This is a genomic window from Nonomuraea sp. SYSU D8015 (assembly GCF_008065375.1).
Taxonomy (GTDB): domain Bacteria; phylum Actinomycetota; class Actinomycetes; order Streptosporangiales; family Streptosporangiaceae; genus Nonomuraea.
The window spans coordinates 819269-835153 of sequence record NZ_VJYI01000001.1; the positions used below are offsets into that span (position 1 = coordinate 819269).

The following is a 15885-nucleotide window of genomic DNA, read 5'->3' on the forward strand; positions in this document are numbered from 1 at the left end:
CCGGGGCCGCGCAAGCCGAGCGCCGCCTCCCGGAGTAACGGACTCATGTAACGGCTTGCCCAGGCGGAACGGGTGCGGGTGTGCCAGAGGACGGGGCGGTGCGGGGTACGACGCTCGGTCAGCCCTTGACCGCGCCCGCCGTCAGCCCCTCCACGATGTAGCGGCGGATGGCGGCGAACAGCACGAGCGTGGGCACCACGGACACCACGGTGGCGGCCGCCATCGAGCCCCAGTCGATGTCGTACTGGGTGATGAAGGAGTTCATGGCCACCGGAATGGTCTTGGCGTCCTCGCTGTCGATGAAGGTGATCGCCAGGAAGAGCTCGTTCCAGCACTGGACGAACGCGAAGATGAACGTCGCCGCGATCCCCGGCAGCATGACCGGGATCACCACCCGCACCATGGCCTCCAGTCGCGACGCCCCGTCCACCTGCGCGGCCTCCTCCAGCGCGACCGGCACCCGCTCGTAGAAGCCGCGCATGATGATCGTGGAGAACGGCACCAGCATGGCGACGTACACGAGCATGAGCCCGGCGAGCCGGTTGAGCAGGTCGAGGTCGGACATCAGCAGGTAGAGCGGGGCGAGCGCGATGAACAGCGGGAGCATCTGGGTGACCAGGTACGCCATCATCACCGTCCCGCGGCCGGGGAAGGAGAAGCGGGCGAGGGTGTAGCCGCCCAGCACCCCGATCACGGTGACGACGCCGGCCGCGACCAGGGACACCATGAGGCTGTTGAGCAGGTACGTCCCGAAGTCGGCGAACTCGAACAGCTCCGCGTAGTGCTCGAACGTCACAGTGCCCGGCCAGTACTTGAGCGGCATCGAGAAGATCTCGGGCTTGGGCTTGAGCGAGGTGATGACGATCCAGTAGAGCGGGAACAGGGTAATCAGCAGCCAGGCGGCCAGCACCACCACTTTGGCCGCGGTCGCAACTCGTCTCATCTGGCCTTCTCGAATCTGGTCGCGTTGAGGTAGAAGACGCTGAACGACAGCAGCAGGCCGAGGACGAGCAGGCCGACCGCGCCGGCCCGGCCGTAGTCGCCGCCGATGACCTGCTGGATGAGGAAGGTCGTGATGATGTCGGTGCTGCCGGCGGGGCCACCGCCGGTCATCGAGTAGATGAGGTCGGGGAAGTTCAGGATCCAAATGATCCGCAGCAGCACGATCAGCGCCAGCGTGGGCCGGATGTGCGGCAGCGTCACGTGCCAGAACTGCCGCAGCCGCGAGGCCCCGTCGACGGCCGCCGCCTCGTAGAGCTCCTTGGGCACCGACTGCAGCGCGGCCATGATCATGATGGCGAAGAACGTCACGCCGTACCAGACGTTGGCCACGATGACCGACGTCATGGCCCACCCCGGCGTGGCCAGGAACCCGATGCGCTGATCGATGATCCCCGTCTTGAGCAGCAGGTCGTTGATCACTCCGAACTGCCCGTTGAACATCCACCGCCACAGCAGCCCGATCAGGAACCCCGACATGGCCCAGGGGAAGAACACCCACGCCTGGTAAAGCCCGCGCCCCCGGAAGTGCCTGCGGAGCAGCAGCGCCAGCCCGAACCCGAGGAAGAACTGGAAGAACAGCGACACGGCCACCCACGTGCCGGTGTTCCGCAGCGCCGTCCAGAACCGGTCCTCGGCCAGCACGGCACGGAAGTTGTCCAGCCCGACGAAGGGCGTCGAGGTGATGTCGAACAGGTTGTAGCGCTGGAAGGCGATCACCACCCCCCGGATCACCGGGTAGTACGTGAACAGCGCCACGAAAACCACGCCGGGCAGCAGGCACAGGGCGATGAACCTGGCCCGGCGGGCGGTGAAGGTGCGCGGAGGAGCGCTCATGAGACCTTCTTGGCCTGGTCCGTCCAGAAGGCGTCCCACGACTTGAGCACCTCGGGGATGCTCTTCTTGCCCGTGAGCAGGGACTGGACGTCTCGGTCCGAGTCGACCCCCCACTGGCTCCAGCCCGGGTAGTCGACCGGCCTGATCGTGATCACCTGCTTGGGGTCCTGCTGCGCCTGCAGGTACGCCTTCCACGCGCCCTGCGAGAACTGCGGGTCGTTCTGCGCCTGCTTGGAGATCGGGATGAGCGAGTTGCCCTTGGCGAAGGCGATGCTCTGCTTGGCCTCCGACAGGAACTGCACGAGCTTGACCGCCTCCTTCGGGTGTTTGGTGAAGGAGGTGACGCCCCAGCCGGCGTAGCCGACGGGCTGGAAGGCGTACCCGCTGGGACCCTTGGGGATGGGGGCGGTGGACCAGGCCGTGACGCCGCTGTCCTCCACCGTCTTGATCACTTCGGGGTCCTGGATGAGCATGCCGGTGACGCCGGAGGTGAAGCCCTGGACCATCTCCGGGTAGCCCCAGGACACCGAGTCGGGCGGGGACGCCTCCTTGAAGATCTTGACGTACAGGTCCATGGCCTGGGCGGCCTCGGGAGTGGAGAAGATCGTCCGCTTGTCCTTCAGGTAGAAGGACTTCTCGGGGTCGAGCTTGTCGCCGTTGTACGCGCTGATCATCTGGACCGCGTAGTCGGCGCCGCCCTTGCCGCCCCGGAACGAGTAGCCGAACCGGTCGCCCGAGGTCATCTTCTTGCCGGCCTCGTACAGCTCCTGCCAGGTGGTCGGCGGCTGCGCCATGCCCCGGTCCGTACGGTAGAACAGGGTCCGCTGGTAGAACCCGTACGGGATCAGGTAGGCCTTGCCCCCGACCTCGACGGCCTTCTTCTGGGCCAGCTCGGTCAGGTCCGACCAGCCGGGCCAGTCGGCGGTGGGCAGCTCGGCCAGCCAGCCGTTGTTGGAGAAGGACTTGGCCGTGTGGTCGCGCACCTCCAGCACGTCCAGGTCCTTCTTGGTCTGCAGGATCTGGGTGATCTTCTGGTCGGCGCTGTCGAGCGGCGGCGAGACGAGCTCGACGGTGACGCCCGGGTTGGCCTTCTCGAAGTCGGCGATCAGGGACTTGATGAGCTTCGTGCGCTCGGGGCTGGTCAGGCTCTCGATCATGCGGAGCCGTACCTCGTCCGAGGACGACGATCCGCCGGAGCCGCAACCCGCGAGCACCAGCGTGGCGGCGACCGCGGTCGCCAGGAGGGGCTTTCTCATGGGGAGCCTCCGCGGTGGTTCGAGTCAGCGCCTGGGGGGTTAGACAGCGCTGTCAGTCACGCTAGGCGACCGACCCCTTCCAGCGCTAGCCCGAGGTCCTTGATCAACGTGTCGGCGGGCTCCAGACCGACCGAGAGGCGGACGAGGCCGACCGGGATGCCCATGGTGGCCCGCACGCTCTCTTCGGTGGACAGCGCGGGCGCGTTCACCAGGCTCTCGAAGCCTCCCCAGGACACACCGATCCTGAAATGCCGCAATTTATCGAGAAAAATCGCGACCTCTTCCCGTGAATCGGTCGCCAGCTCGATGCTGAACAAACTGGAGAACCCCGACATCTGGCGGATCGCAATCGCATACCCCGGATGCGACGGCAACCCCGGATGGTTGACCGCCCGCACGGCCGGATGGTCGGCCAGGAACCGCGCCACCGCCAGCCCCCGCTCCTCGTGGGCCGCCATCCGCACGGGCAGCGTCCGCAGCCCCTTGATCACCTTGGCCGCGTCGTGCGGCGACATGGCGGCGCCGTAGAGCTGGTACTCGGTCAGGGCGAGCGGCCTGATCAACCGTGCCGGTCCCACCACGACACCCCCGACCAGATCGCTGTGACCCCCGATGTACTTGGACAGGGAGTGCACGACCAGATCGACGCCCATCGTCAGCGGCTTCTGGAAGATCGGCGTGGACCAGGTGTTGTCCATCACCGTCACCAGCCCGCGCTCGCGCGCCCACCCCGTCACCTCCTCGATGTCGACGACGGCGTAGGCCATGTAGGAGGGCGACTCGAAGTAGAGTAGGCGCGTGTCCGCCCTGATAGCGCTGTCACATCCCGCGAGGTCGCCGACGTGCGTATGCGTGACGCCGTACTTCTCCAGATACCGCAGGAACTGCGTGGTGGGCCCGTACACCGCGCCGAGCACCAGCACGTGATCGCCGGCCGACACGAGCGACGAGATCGTCGCCGAGATGGCGCCCATCCCGGAGCCGAAACACTTGGCGCGCTCTCCCCGCTCCAGCGCGGCCAGCTTACGCTGGGCGAGATCGACCGTCGGGTTGGTCCCCCGCCAGTAGACGTACCGCTCGTCCTCGTTCCTGACCGCCTCGCCGAGCTCCTCCGCGGTCGCGAACGTGAACAGCGAGTTCTCGAACACCGGCGGGTTGACCGCGCCCAGCACCCAAGGCTCGTCCTCACCCAACCGGCCACAGATCCATTCGTCATCCATGGGGGCAGAGTATGACAGCGAGGAAGTGCCGTCGCCTGGAGGAGGAGCGACGAAGGAGCGACGGGGGAGGGCGGCGGCATATGGCGACCGAGCCGCCGAACGGAGTGAGGCCATGAGCACAGCCGATGCGCGCAAGCCGACCATGGCGGACGTGGCCCGGCACGCGGGCGTGAGTCTCAAGACGGTCTCGCGGGTCGTCAACCAGGAGCCGCACGTCCGGGCCTCCCTGCAGCAGCGGGTGCACGAGGCGATCAGCGCGCTCGGCTACCGCCGCAACGAGGCCGCCGCCCGCCTGGCCAGGGGCGCGAGCATGATGACGCTCGGGCTGGTGATGGAGAACATCTCCAACGAGTTCTACTCGCGCCTGGCCGCCGCGGTGGAGGCGGCCGCCGCCGACCACGAGGCGCTGGTGGTGTTCGGCTCGTACGAGGAGAGCCCTGACAAGGAGCGCATGCTGATCGAGTCCATGTACGCGCGCGGCGTGGACTCCCTGATCGTCGTCCCGTCGGCGGCCGACCACGCCTGGCTGGCCGAGCACCCGAACCTCCGCACGGTCTTCGTGGACCGCGTCCCGCGCGGTCTGGAGAACGCCGACGTGGTGGTGCTCGATGATGTGCGGGGCGGGCGCGCGGCCACCGACCACCTGCTCGCCCGCGGCCACCGGCGGATCGCGCTGATCTCCGACGACGAGGGCCTGAGCTCGGTCCACGACCGCACGACCGGCTACCGCGCGGCGCTCGACGCTGCCGGGCTGGCCGCCGACGAGGCGCTGGTCGTGCGGGGCGTGTTCGACCCGTGGCGGGTCGCGCACGAGGTCGCGAGGCTCCTGGATCTGGCGGATCCGCCGACCGCGTTCTTCGCCACCAACAACCGGGCGGCGATCGGGATCCTGCAGGCGCTGCGGGAGCGTCCTGAGCGGCCCGCGTACGTCGGGTTCGACGACTTCGCGCTGGCCGACGTGTTCAGCCCAGGGGTGACGGTGGTCCGCTACGACGTGGCCCGGCTCGCCCGCGGCGCGGTGGACCTGCTGCTGAACCCCGCCCAGGGGTCGCGCCGGGTGAAGGTGCCGGTGGAGCTGGTGGCCAGGGGGTCAGGCGAGATCACGCCGATCGGTCGTCGGTGAAGGCCGAGTGGTGAGGGCACCGCGCGGGCGGCGGTGTTCTGGCCATCGTTTCGGAACACCTCCTCCTTGACACCCTCCATGGTGAGGCCGCTGCTGAGAAGGCTCATGGAGGGGCTGACGGCGGGCGCGGTCAAGGGCTGACCCAGTAACGGATGTCGCGGAAGCGGGCCTCGGCGCGGCCGTTCCCGTGGTGGTAGACGCCGTTCTTGAAGTGGCGGGTGGCCGGGCCGCGGTCGGAGACGGTGGCCACGCGCCGGTCGTCGAGGTAGACCTCGATCTTCCCGGCGGTGGCGTCGTGCGCGACCTTGAGGTTGAACCAGGTGTTGTACGCACCGGTCTTGAGCACGGTCCCGTTGTAGATCCTGATGGTGCCGCCGTTCTGGTTGAACGCGTTGACCATGAAGTCGGTCGCGGGGGTGCCCGCGGGGTGCCTGACCCGCAGGATCTGCATGACCGTGGCCCCGTCCGTGCCGGCGGGGACGTACACGTCGGCGTCCCACATGTGCTTGCCGGAGGTGTACTCCTGCTTCCAGCGCATCTCCGTGCGCGGGTCCGTGGCCGAGCCCTCCGTCATGGGCTCGTCGGTCGAGTAGACCCACATCCGGTGCGTACCGGTGGCCGAGTCGTACGCGTAGCGCTGGCTCAGGCTCAGGTTCCACGGCTTCTGCAGGTTGTAGGTGAACGTGGTCTGCCGCCAGCCGTCCGTGGGGTCGGCGGCGGCATTCGCGGGGGTCGCGGAGAGCAGCACGGCCAGCAGGGCGAGGGCGGAGGCCGCCGGGCGAGGTGACATGGATACCTCCAACGAATTTTCCGGCACGAGATTTTGCGGTGATGCGCGGGAGGTCCGCGGGTCTGCTTATCCGCAGGCTAGAGCCATTGGGAGTAGAAAGGAAGGTTTATTGAAGGTTTCAGCTGGCGATCTAGGTGGGTTGACGGAGTCAAATCCATGTGTCATACACGTCAAAGATCCGATGTATGGACTGTGAGCTGGAGACGTGATGACACCCCCCGACGATCACCCCTTGTCCCGCCGCGCCGTGCTCGGCACCGCCGCCGGCGGGCTCGCGCTCGCCCTTGCTCCCGCAGTCGCGCACGCCGCCGGGCACGCCGGTCCGTGGCGGCTGCGGGAGCGGTTGTCCTGGCCGGAGTTCCTCAAGGGCCAGGACCTCATCTGGGGCCGTATGCCCAAGGCCTGGCACGAGGGCCCCTTCCTCGGCGACGGCCTGCTGGGCAGCATGGTCTACCAGGAGCCGAACCAGAACAAGATCCGCTTCACCGTGCAGCACGGCCGCGTGCAGGACCATCGTCCCCAGTTCGGCAGCGGCTGGGGCACTTGCCGCCTCCCGGTCGGCCACCTGACCCTCGACCCCGTCGGCACGATCACCGCCGTCGACTGGCGGCTCAGCCTGTACGACGCCGAGGTCACCGGCACGATCACCACCGACCAGGGCGAGCTCGCCTTCACCGCGTTCGTGCACGACGAGATCCTGGTCGTCAAGGCCGGGGCGAGCGGCGGGGAGCAGGTGCGCTGGACGTTCCACCCCGAGGAGGCCGTCAGCCCGCGGTCGTCCACGGAGGCTCCACCGAGCGGCTACACCCCCAACCCGCCCTGGACCACCGCCACCGCCGACGGGATCGAGCAGGTGATCCAGCCGCTCACCGGAGGCGGGCAGACCGCCACCGCCTACCGCGTCGAGGACGGCACGCTCCTGGTCGCCGTGGCCCACAGCTTCCCGTCCGCCGACGCCCAGGAGACCGCGCTCGGCAAGATCCGCGACGCCCGGCCCTACGGGGTCATGCGCAAACGGCACCGCGACTGGTGGCACGACTTCTACGGCAAGAGCTTCGTCTCCCTGCCCGACCAGCGGTTACAGAGCTTCTACTGGATCCAGCTCTACAAGATCGCCTCGGCGAGCCGGGCGGGCGGCCCGGTCGTGGCCACCACCGGCCCCTGGCTGGAGCCCACCCCGTGGCCGGCGGTGTGGTGGAACCTCAACGTGCAGCTCGAGTACTGGCTCATCAACGGCTCCAACCACCTGGAGCTCGACTCGCTCACCAGCACGCTCCACCAGAACCGCGAGCAGCTCGTCAGGAACGTCCCCGAGGCCTACCGCGCCGACTCGGCCGGTGTGGGCCGCAGCTCCGACATGTTCTGCACCCGGAGCGTCGGCAGGCCAGGTACGGGCGCGGAGGTCGGCGACCTCACCTGGGCCCTGCACAACACCTGGCTCTCCTACCGCCACACCATGGACGACAAGCTGCTGCGCGACACGGTCTTCCCGCTGCTGCGCCGGGCGATCAACTACTACCTGCACTTCCTGACCCCGGGCGGCGACGGCAAGCTGCACCTGCCTAGCACGCTGTCACCCGAATACCCCGTCACGCCGCCGCAGGACACCAACTACGACCTGGCGCTGATCAGATGGGGCTGCCGGACGCTGCTGGACTCCGCGAGCCGGCTCCGCATCGACGACCCGCTCCGGGCAAAGTGGCAGGAGGTGCTGGACAAGCTCGCCGACTACCCCGTGGACGCCAACGGCTTCATGATCGGCGCGAACACGCCGTACGCGCAGTCCCACCGCCACTACTCCCACCTCCTCATGGTCTACCCGCTCTATCTGGTCAACTGGGACCAGCCGGAGAACCGGGAGCTCATCGAGAAGTCGGTGGTCCACTGGCAGTCGCTGACCAGCGCGCACCGGGGCTACAGCTACACCGGCGCGTCCTCGCTCTACGCCATGATGGGCCGGGGCGACACGGCGCTGTCCTACCTGGAGAGGTTCTTCGACCCGGCCAGCCGTTTCCCGTGCCGGGCCAACACCCACTACGCCGAGGGCGGGCCGGTCATCGAGACGCCGCTGTCGGCCGCACAGTCCATCCACGACATGCTCTGCCAGAGCTGGGGCGGGATCGTGCGGGTCTTCCCCGCCGTGCCCGCGGCCTGGCAGGACGTCACCCTGCACGACTTCAGGACCGAGGGGGCGTTCCTCGTCTCGGCCGTACGGCAGGGCGGCCGCACCCGTTTCATCCGGGTGAGGAGCCTGGCGGGGGAGCCGCTGCGGATCAGGCACGGGCTCGACGGGCCGCTCACCGCGGTGCTCGACAACGGACGGCCCGCCCAGGTGAAGGACCTGGGCGAGGGCATCGCCGAGATCACCCTCGGCCGGGGCCGGGAGGTCCTGCTCCACACCGGCCGCCGTCCCGATCTGGTCATCGCGCCCGTCAAGATAGCCAAGCCGGGGGAGCCGTGGGGCCTGCCGCCCGTCCCGCCGCCCGGGCCCACCACGCCGGTGGACCTGTCGGCCCACTTCGACAACGACGGCGTCTCCAGTCACGAGGCCATGACCGACGGGAACGTGGACGGCTCCGGCTACACCTACCCGGCCGAGGAGCTGCCGCCCGCCGGGCCGCTCACCCACGAAGGGCTGAGCTTCGTCTTCCCCGCCTACGGCGACGGCGTCGAGAACAACGTCACCGGCCAGGGCCAGACCATCACAGTGCCGCCCGGCACGTACGCCAAGGTCCGCCTGCTCGGGGCCGGCACGTCCGGCAGCGTCAGCGCCGCGCTGACCGCCGCGTACGCCGACGGCTCCACCGCCCAGGTCCCGTTCGTCCTGCCCGACTGGGGCGGCCAGCCCGGCGCCGGGACGACCGAGGTGCTGCGCTGTACCCACCGGCACGGCCAGAACGGCGCGCACACGCTGCGCGTCGGCCTGTTCGAGACGCAGGCGGCGCTCGATCCGGCCAAGGAGCTGCGTTCGCTCACCCTGCCCGCGCTCACCCGGCCCCAGCTGCACCTGTTCGCACTCTCCCTGGAGGGACCCCGATGACCGGAATCTCGCGCCGCGCCTTCATGGCCGCGACCGGGGCGGCCGCGGTGGCGGTCGGCACGGAGACGGCCGCCACGGCCGCGGTGACCTCCCCTGTCGCGTGGGCGCCCGCCACGCCCGGCGCGGACGTGCACGGCGGTGTGCTGGCCGACGCCGCGATGGTGTGGCGGCGTCTGCCCGGCGGGTGGCAGGAGGGGCCGTTCCTCGGCAACGGGTTCCTCGGCGTGCACCTCTACCAGAGGTCCGGCGAGGGCAACGTGCTGCGGTTCATGCTCAACCACTCGCTCGTGCAGGACCAACGGGGCCAGTGGGAGGCCGCGATCGGGTACTCGCGGCTGCCCATCGGCTACCTGACGCTGACCTTCGCCGGGACCGTCACGGCCGTGGACTGGCGGCTCGACCTGGAGCACGCCGAGCTGACCGGCACGGTCACGACCTCGCAGGGGAGCGTGCGGCTCAGCGCGCTCGTGCTCGACCAGCGGGACGTGCTGCTCGTGTCCCTCGCGCCCAGCGCGGGGGAGGAGACGGCGGCGTGGGGTTTCACGCCGCTGCCATCCCACACGACCAGAACGATCCGCCGCCCGCCCGACTACACCGGCAACCCCGACCCGGTGGTCGCCGACGGGCACGTCGAGCAGCCCATGCACGCGGGCGGCGGCTACACCACCGCCTGGCGCGAGGCCCGCCAGGGCTCCCGGCGCCTGCTGGCCGCCACGATCGCCTACGGCTACCCGGACTCGACCGGCGTCGAGCAGGCCGTGCGGACCGTGCGCCAGACGCTCGACGGCAACCCGGAGGCCCAGGTCCTGGCACACCGGCTCCGGTGGAAGCGGTTCTACCGGCGCAGCCTGGTATCGATCCCGGACAAGAGGCTGCAGCGCTTCTACTGGATCCAGCTCTACAAGATGGCCTCCGCCACCCGGGAGAACGCCCCGGTGGTGACCGAATGGGGGCCGTGGTTCCCCGAGGTGGGCAACAGCTGGACGAACATCTGGTGGAACCTCAACGTCCAGGTCGCCTATCCGCTGATCAACGGCTCCAACCACCCGGAGCTGGACGCCATCACCACGACCTTCCGGAAATATCACGAGAATCTCGAGCTGAACGTCCGCCCCGAATACCGCGACGGCGACTCCTGGGCGCTGTGCCATCCGGGCGACCGCATGCTCCGGCCGGGGCCGCGCTACGTCGGCATCCCGGGCGTGAGCCCGAACGACCACACGGGCAACCTCACCTGGGCCATGCACAACGTCTGGCTCGCCTACCGGCACAGCATGGACGCCGGCGTGCTCAGGGACGTGCTCCTTCCGGTGCTCACCCGGGCGATCAACTACTACGCCCGGTTCCTGGTGGAGGGCTCCGACGGCCGGCTGCACCTGCCCGAGACCCGCTCGCCCGAGTACGCCAACGCCTCCGACGCGACCTACGACCTGTCGCTGATCCGCTGGGGCTGCCGGACCCTGCTCAACACCGCTGCCCGGCTCCGCGTCGACGACCCGCGCGGGCCCCGGTGGCGGGAGATCCTCGAGCGGCTGGTGCCGTATCACAGGAACGATCAGGGCGTCATGATCGGGGCGGACGTGCCGCTCGCCGAGTCGCACCGGCACTACTCGCACCTCCTGTGGATCTATCCGCTGCAGGAGTCGCTCGACCGGCGCAGCTTCGAGCACTGGACGAGCATGCGCGAGCGGTGGCACGGCTACAGCTTCGCGGCCGCCTCCTCGATGGAGACGCTGTTCGGCAATCCGGAGGAGGCGCTGTCCCACCTGCGGTTCTTCATCGACGGCAACGTGGTCGACAACTGCGCGATCACGCCCAACACCATGTACAGGGAGGGGTCGAACTTCGCTATTGAGAGCCCGCTGGCCGCCGCCCAGTCGCTGCTCGACATGCTCGTGCAGAGCCACGGCGGGGTGGTCAAGGTGTTCCCCGCGGTCTCGGCCACCTGGGCCGACGTCTCCGTCGAACGGCTCAGGACGCAGGGGGCGTTCGTGGTGGACGCCTCGCGGAGCGAAGGGCGTACGGACTGGATCAGGGTCAGGAGCGAGGCGGGGGAGCCGCCCAAGCTGAGGCACGGCATCGCCGGGCCGTTCGAGGTGCGCGACGAGCGGGGCGGCCGGCTGCCGTACCGGGGGACGGACACGATCGAGATCCCGCTCCGCAAGGGCGCGACCGCCGTGGTCGCCCGGCGCGGCGTCCGCCCGTCGGGCGCGCGGGACGTCCCGGCGAACGGGAGCGCGGCCGCCTGGGGCCTGCCCTAGCGACCGTTCGTCGTGCTGAACGGACCATTCACCGCATACCCTGCCTAACTCATCGCCGGACGGAGGCGGCTCGGCGAACAACCCCTCTGCGGCCCTCCACGCCGGGTAGGTTCCCCTCTTACGTTGAGCGTGATCCGCATCACAGTGGAGGTCTCGTGACAACAAGAGAACATGACGCATCGGTCTATGAACAAGTTCAGGAGAGCAGTGAGTTCCAGGAGCTGAAGAGGCGCTTCCGCGCCTGGACATTCCCCATGACCGTGGCGTTCCTCGCGTGGTACCTGCTGTATGTGGTGCTGTCCGGGTGGGCGCGCGGCTTCATGGGGATCAAGCTGCTCGGCGACATCAACGTGGGGCTCGTCTTCGGCCTGTTGCAGTTCGTGTCCACGTTCTGGATCGCGTGGGCGTACGCCAAGCACGCGGAGAAGAAGCTGGACCCGATCGCCGACAAGCTGCGGCACGAGGTTGAGGAGAAGGCCAAGTGAGCTCGACCACGTTGGGAATGATCCTCTTCCTCGCCTTCGTCGCCGCCACCCTGGGGATCACTTTCTGGGCGAGCCGTCAGACCAAGACGGCCGCCGACTACTACGCGGGCGGCCGGTCGTTCACCGGCGTGCAGAACGGCCTGGCCATCGGCGGCGACTACATGTCGGCCGCCTCGTTCCTCGGCATCGCGGGCATCATCGCGCTGTCCGGCTATGACGGGTTCCTGTACTCGATCGGGTTCCTGGTGGCCTGGCTGGTCGCGCTGCTGCTGGTGGCCGAGCTGATGCGGAACTCCGGCAAGTTCACCATGGCCGACGTGCTGGCGTTCCGGATGAGCCCGCGCCCGGTCCGCACCGCGGCCGGCGTGTCCACGATCGTGGTCAGCATCTTCTACCTGCTGGCGCAGATGGTGGGCGCGGGCGCGCTGGTCGGCCTGCTGCTCGGCATCACCGGTGACGCGGGCAAGGCGTGGACGATCGTCGGCGTGGGCGCGCTGATGATCGTGTACGTGGTGTTCGGCGGCATGAAGGGCACCACCTGGGTCCAGATCGTCAAGGCCGTGCTGCTGATGGGCGGCGCCGCGCTGGTGACGGTGCTGGTGCTGGGCAAGTTCGGCTTCAACCTGTCGGCGCTGCTCGGCCAGGCCGCCGCCACCAGTGGCCCGAAGGCGAACCCCGGCAGCTTCCTCATCCCCGGCCTGAAGTACGGCACCGACGCCCAGGGACTCGCCGGCAAGATCGACCTCATCAGCTTGGGTCTGGCGCTGGTGCTCGGCACGGCGGGTCTGCCGCACATCCTCATCCGGTTCTACACCGTCCCCACCGCCAAGGACGCCCGCAAGTCGGTCCTGTGGGGCATCGGCATCATCGGCAGCTTCTACCTGCTGACCCTGGTCCTCGGCTTCGGCGCGGCGGCCCTGGTCGGCAAGGACGCGATCGTCGCGGGCGACAAGGCGGGCAACACCGCGGCGCCCATGCTGGCGCAGGCCGTCGGCCAGGAGATCTTCGGCCCGGTCGGCGGGACGATCCTGCTGGCGCTCATCGGCGCCGTGGCCTTCGCCACGATCCTGGCCGTGGTCGCCGGGCTCACGCTGGCCTCCTCCTCCAGCTTCGCCCATGACCTGTACGCGCACGTCTTCAAGCGTGGCACGGCCACCGAGCGTCAGGAGGTCGTGGTGGCCCGCGTCTCCGCCCTGGTCATCGGCGGCCTGTCGATCGGCCTCGGCATCCTCGCGCAGGGACAGAACGTGGCGTTCCTGGTGGCGCTGGCGTTCGCCGTGGCGGCCTCGGGCAACCTGCCCGCGATCCTCTACAGCCTGTTCTGGAAGCGGTTCAACACGGCCGGCGCGGTCTCGGCGATCTACGGCGGCCTTGTCTCCGCCCTGGTGCTGGTGATCTTCTCGCCGGTGGTGTCCGGCTCGGAGACGGCGCTGTTCAAGACGGCCGACTTCGCCTGGTTCCCGCTGAGCAACCCCGGCATCCTGTCGATCCCGATCGGCTTCCTGTGCGGCTGGCTCGGCACGGTGCTCAGCAAGGAGTACAACGCCGCCAAGTACGCCGAGATCGAGGTCCGCTCGCTGACCGGCGTGGGTGCGGAGCAGGCCACCCCGCACTGATCCCTGCCCCCCATCGAGGCGCCGCCTGCCCTGAGGCGCCTCCCGCCGAAGGCGCCCACTCCCCGCCCGGGCGTCTTCCGCACCGAGGGCCCGGCCTCCTCCCCGCGAGGCCGGGCCCTTCTGCGTGCCCCGCCCCCTTCGTCCGGGCACTGGCCGTGACCCCTTCCCGTGCAGGCACCGCACCGGCATCCCGCCGTCCGCCCCGCCGGGCCGCCCCACCGGGCCGCCCGGTCACCTCGGTCTGTGCCGTCCCTGTCGTCCGGGACCTCCGCCAGCGGGCCGACGGGGGTGCGCAGGTGGCGGTGCGGACACGGATAGGCATCGCCCCGGGCGGCGGCCTCCTCCGGGGCGGCGAAGTGATGCGGCGCCTCCGCCCCACCCAGGCGAGCAGGTGCGCCGGGCTGGACGCGCTCACGTGCCGCCGGGGCGGAGGCGCGCGTCTCGGCCGCATGCGGCTCGTCCCGATGCCCCGTCGTGGCCACGGTGACCTGCTCGTCCCGGGCGGGTGGTGGCGCGTGTGTCCGTCGTGCCCTCGTCCGGGCGCGGGCCGTGGCTCCCTCCCGTGCCGTCACCGCAAAAGCGCTCGCTTGCGGGCGGGGACATCGGGGGAGCGAAAAAGCGTGTAGGCAGGGCCTGACTGGGAAGGAGATGCGCGCGTCCCACATCGTTGGCGATCTTAACGACCGCGAAACGCTGTGAAATGAGTGGTTGACGGGATTTCAGCGGTATGGGTACGTTCTCAGATGTGTGAACGTTGCCACACTGGCCTGGGCGCCACGTGGCCGTATCGGCATGCCTGATGCTCCGCTTGATCAGTGTGGAGGCGAAACCCCCAATGAGATCCCCCGTCGTCCGTTGGTCCGTCCTGTCCGTGTCACTCGCTCTGGCGGTCACCTCTTGCGCCAAGGGCACCGGCGGCGGCGCGGCCCCGGCGCAGTCGCCCGGCCAGTTCAACCCGAGCGCCACGTTCCAGGGCACCATTTCCGTCATGGGCTTCGGTGCGACCGACGAGGTCGGCACGACCAGGGTGGAGAAGGCCAAGGCGTCACTCGGCGGCGCGGACGTGAAGCTCATCGAGGGCGACCTCGACATCCAGCAGTTCCTTTCCTCGGTCGCGGCCGGCGACCCGCCGGACATCATCTACGCCAACCGCGACCAGATCGGGACCTTCGCCTCGCGGGGCGCCATCGTGCCATTAACGGCGTGCATCCAGGGCGAGCAGATCGACACCTCGATGTACAACAAGAACGCGATCGCCCAGGTGACCTTCGGCAACGAGATCTGGGGCATCCCGGAGTTCAACCAGGTCCAGATCACGATGGCGAACGCGGACCTGCTCAAGCAGGCCGGCCTGACCATCGCCGACGTCAACGGCTCCAGCTGGGACAAGGTCACCGCCGCGGCCAAGAAGCTCTACAGCGCGCCCGGCGGCAAGCTCAAGGTGATCGGCTACGACAGCAAGCTGCCGGAGTTCCTGCCGCTGTGGGCCAAGGCCAACGGCGCCGACCTGCTGTCGGCCGACGGCAAGACCGCCCAGCTCAACAATCCGGCCGTGGTCAAGGCGCTGGAGTTCGCCGTCGGCATCTACGACGCGCAGGGCGGCTTCGCCAAGGTCAAGGCCGTGCGCGACTCGGCCGACTTCTTCGGCAAGGGCAACCAGTTCGCCAAGAGCGAGCTGGGCGCCATGCCGATGGAGCAGTGGTACGTCAACGTGCTCAACGACGTCTCGCCGAAGGCGCCGCTCGTGTTCGACACCTTCCGCACCCCGCAGGGGCAGCCGCTGGCGTACTCCTCCGGCTCGGCCTGGGCCATCCCCAAGGGTTCCAAGAACGCCGCGGCCGCCTGCCGCTTCGCCAAGACCATGACGCTCGTCGACTCCTGGAAGGCCGCCGCCCAGGCCCGCCTCGACAAGCGCAACCAGGAGAAGAAGCCGTTCACCGGCATCCTCACCGGCAACGTCAAGGCCGACGAGGAGGTCAGGAAGATGCTCACCTCCGGCGGCGAGCCGTGGGACTCCGGCGTCAAGGCCTTCTACGAGGCCAACGACCACACCTTCAGCCTGCCGGCCAACCCGGCCGACGCGGAGTTCAAGAAGGCGTGGCAGGACGCGGTCAACCGGGTGCTCAACGGCCAGGAGGACCCGCAGGCCGCGCTCGACAAGGCGCAGCAGGACGCGCAGGCGGCGCTCGACAAGGCGTGGGCCGGCTGGACGAAGCGTACGAACTGACATGGCCAGGTCTCATGCCAAGGCGCCGCGA

The 15885-nt window shown here is 69.2% G+C and carries 11 protein-coding genes; 6 read left to right on the top strand and 5 right to left on the bottom strand.

The annotated features are described in order from the left end of the window. Positions 1 to 118: 118 nt before the first annotated feature. The 4 genes from ID574_RS05935 to ID574_RS05950 are packed head-to-tail and all read right to left on the bottom strand — an operon-like array spanning position 119 to position 4312. Complete coding sequence (locus ID574_RS05935; protein WP_188187705.1) at positions 119 to 943, bottom strand: carbohydrate ABC transporter permease; 825 nt, start codon at positions 941 to 943, stop codon at positions 119 to 121. Then, entirely contained in the window at positions 940 to 1836 is an 897-nt protein-coding gene (locus ID574_RS05940) for a carbohydrate ABC transporter permease (protein WP_188187706.1), read from the bottom strand. Before ID574_RS05940 ends, ID574_RS05935 begins: the two co-directional genes overlap by 4 nt. After that, positions 1833 to 3092, bottom strand: coding sequence for an ABC transporter substrate-binding protein (locus ID574_RS05945; RefSeq protein WP_188187707.1), 1260 nt, complete (start codon positions 3090 to 3092; stop codon positions 1833 to 1835). Before ID574_RS05945 ends, ID574_RS05940 begins: the two co-directional genes overlap by 4 nt. Before the next feature lie 56 nt (positions 3093 to 3148). Continuing rightward, positions 3149 to 4312, bottom strand: coding sequence for a trans-sulfuration enzyme family protein (locus ID574_RS05950; protein ID WP_188187708.1), 1164 nt, complete (start codon positions 4310 to 4312; stop codon positions 3149 to 3151). A gap of 112 nt (positions 4313 to 4424) precedes the next feature. Here ID574_RS05950 and ID574_RS05955 point away from each other — a divergent pair, with 112 nt between their 5' ends. After that, on the top strand, positions 4425 to 5435 hold the full coding sequence (locus ID574_RS05955) for a LacI family DNA-binding transcriptional regulator (RefSeq protein ID WP_188187709.1): 1011 nt from the start codon (positions 4425 to 4427) through the stop codon (positions 5433 to 5435). A 130-nt stretch (positions 5436 to 5565) separates the two neighbouring features. On the opposite strand, the gene ID574_RS05960 is transcribed toward ID574_RS05955, so the two are convergent. Beyond that, the gene (locus ID574_RS05960) at positions 5566 to 6225 is read right to left on the bottom strand and encodes a polysaccharide lyase family 7 protein (RefSeq protein ID WP_188187710.1); all 660 of its coding nucleotides are present in this window, start codon (positions 6223 to 6225) and stop codon (positions 5566 to 5568) included. Between the two features lie 208 nt (positions 6226 to 6433). Between ID574_RS05960 and ID574_RS05965 the strand changes: the two genes are divergently transcribed. From ID574_RS05965 to ID574_RS05985, 5 genes are all read left to right on the top strand, one after another. Next, positions 6434 to 9265 carry a glycosyl hydrolase family 95 catalytic domain-containing protein gene (locus tag ID574_RS05965; RefSeq protein WP_188187711.1) on the top strand — a complete coding sequence of 944 codons (2832 nt, stop codon included), beginning with the start codon at positions 6434 to 6436 and terminating at the stop codon, positions 9263 to 9265. Beyond that, complete coding sequence (locus tag ID574_RS05970) at positions 9262 to 11526, top strand: glycosyl hydrolase family 95 catalytic domain-containing protein (protein ID WP_188187712.1); 2265 nt, start codon at positions 9262 to 9264, stop codon at positions 11524 to 11526. The genes ID574_RS05965 and ID574_RS05970 overlap by 4 nt, the downstream gene beginning before the upstream one ends. Positions 11527 to 11681: 155 nt before the next feature. Further along, complete coding sequence (locus tag ID574_RS05975) at positions 11682 to 12011, top strand: DUF485 domain-containing protein (protein WP_188187713.1); 330 nt, start codon at positions 11682 to 11684, stop codon at positions 12009 to 12011. 17 nt (positions 12012 to 12028) lie between these two features. Beyond that, positions 12029 to 13627, top strand: a complete 1599-nt coding sequence (locus tag ID574_RS05980) for a solute symporter family protein (RefSeq protein ID WP_188188312.1) — start codon at positions 12029 to 12031, stop codon at positions 13625 to 13627. Positions 13628 to 14498: 871 nt separating this feature from the next. Further along, positions 14499 to 15854: an ABC transporter substrate-binding protein gene (locus tag ID574_RS05985; protein WP_223166387.1), complete on the top strand. Its 1356-nt coding sequence runs from the start codon at positions 14499 to 14501 to the stop codon at positions 15852 to 15854. Positions 15855 to 15885 lie beyond the last annotated feature (31 nt).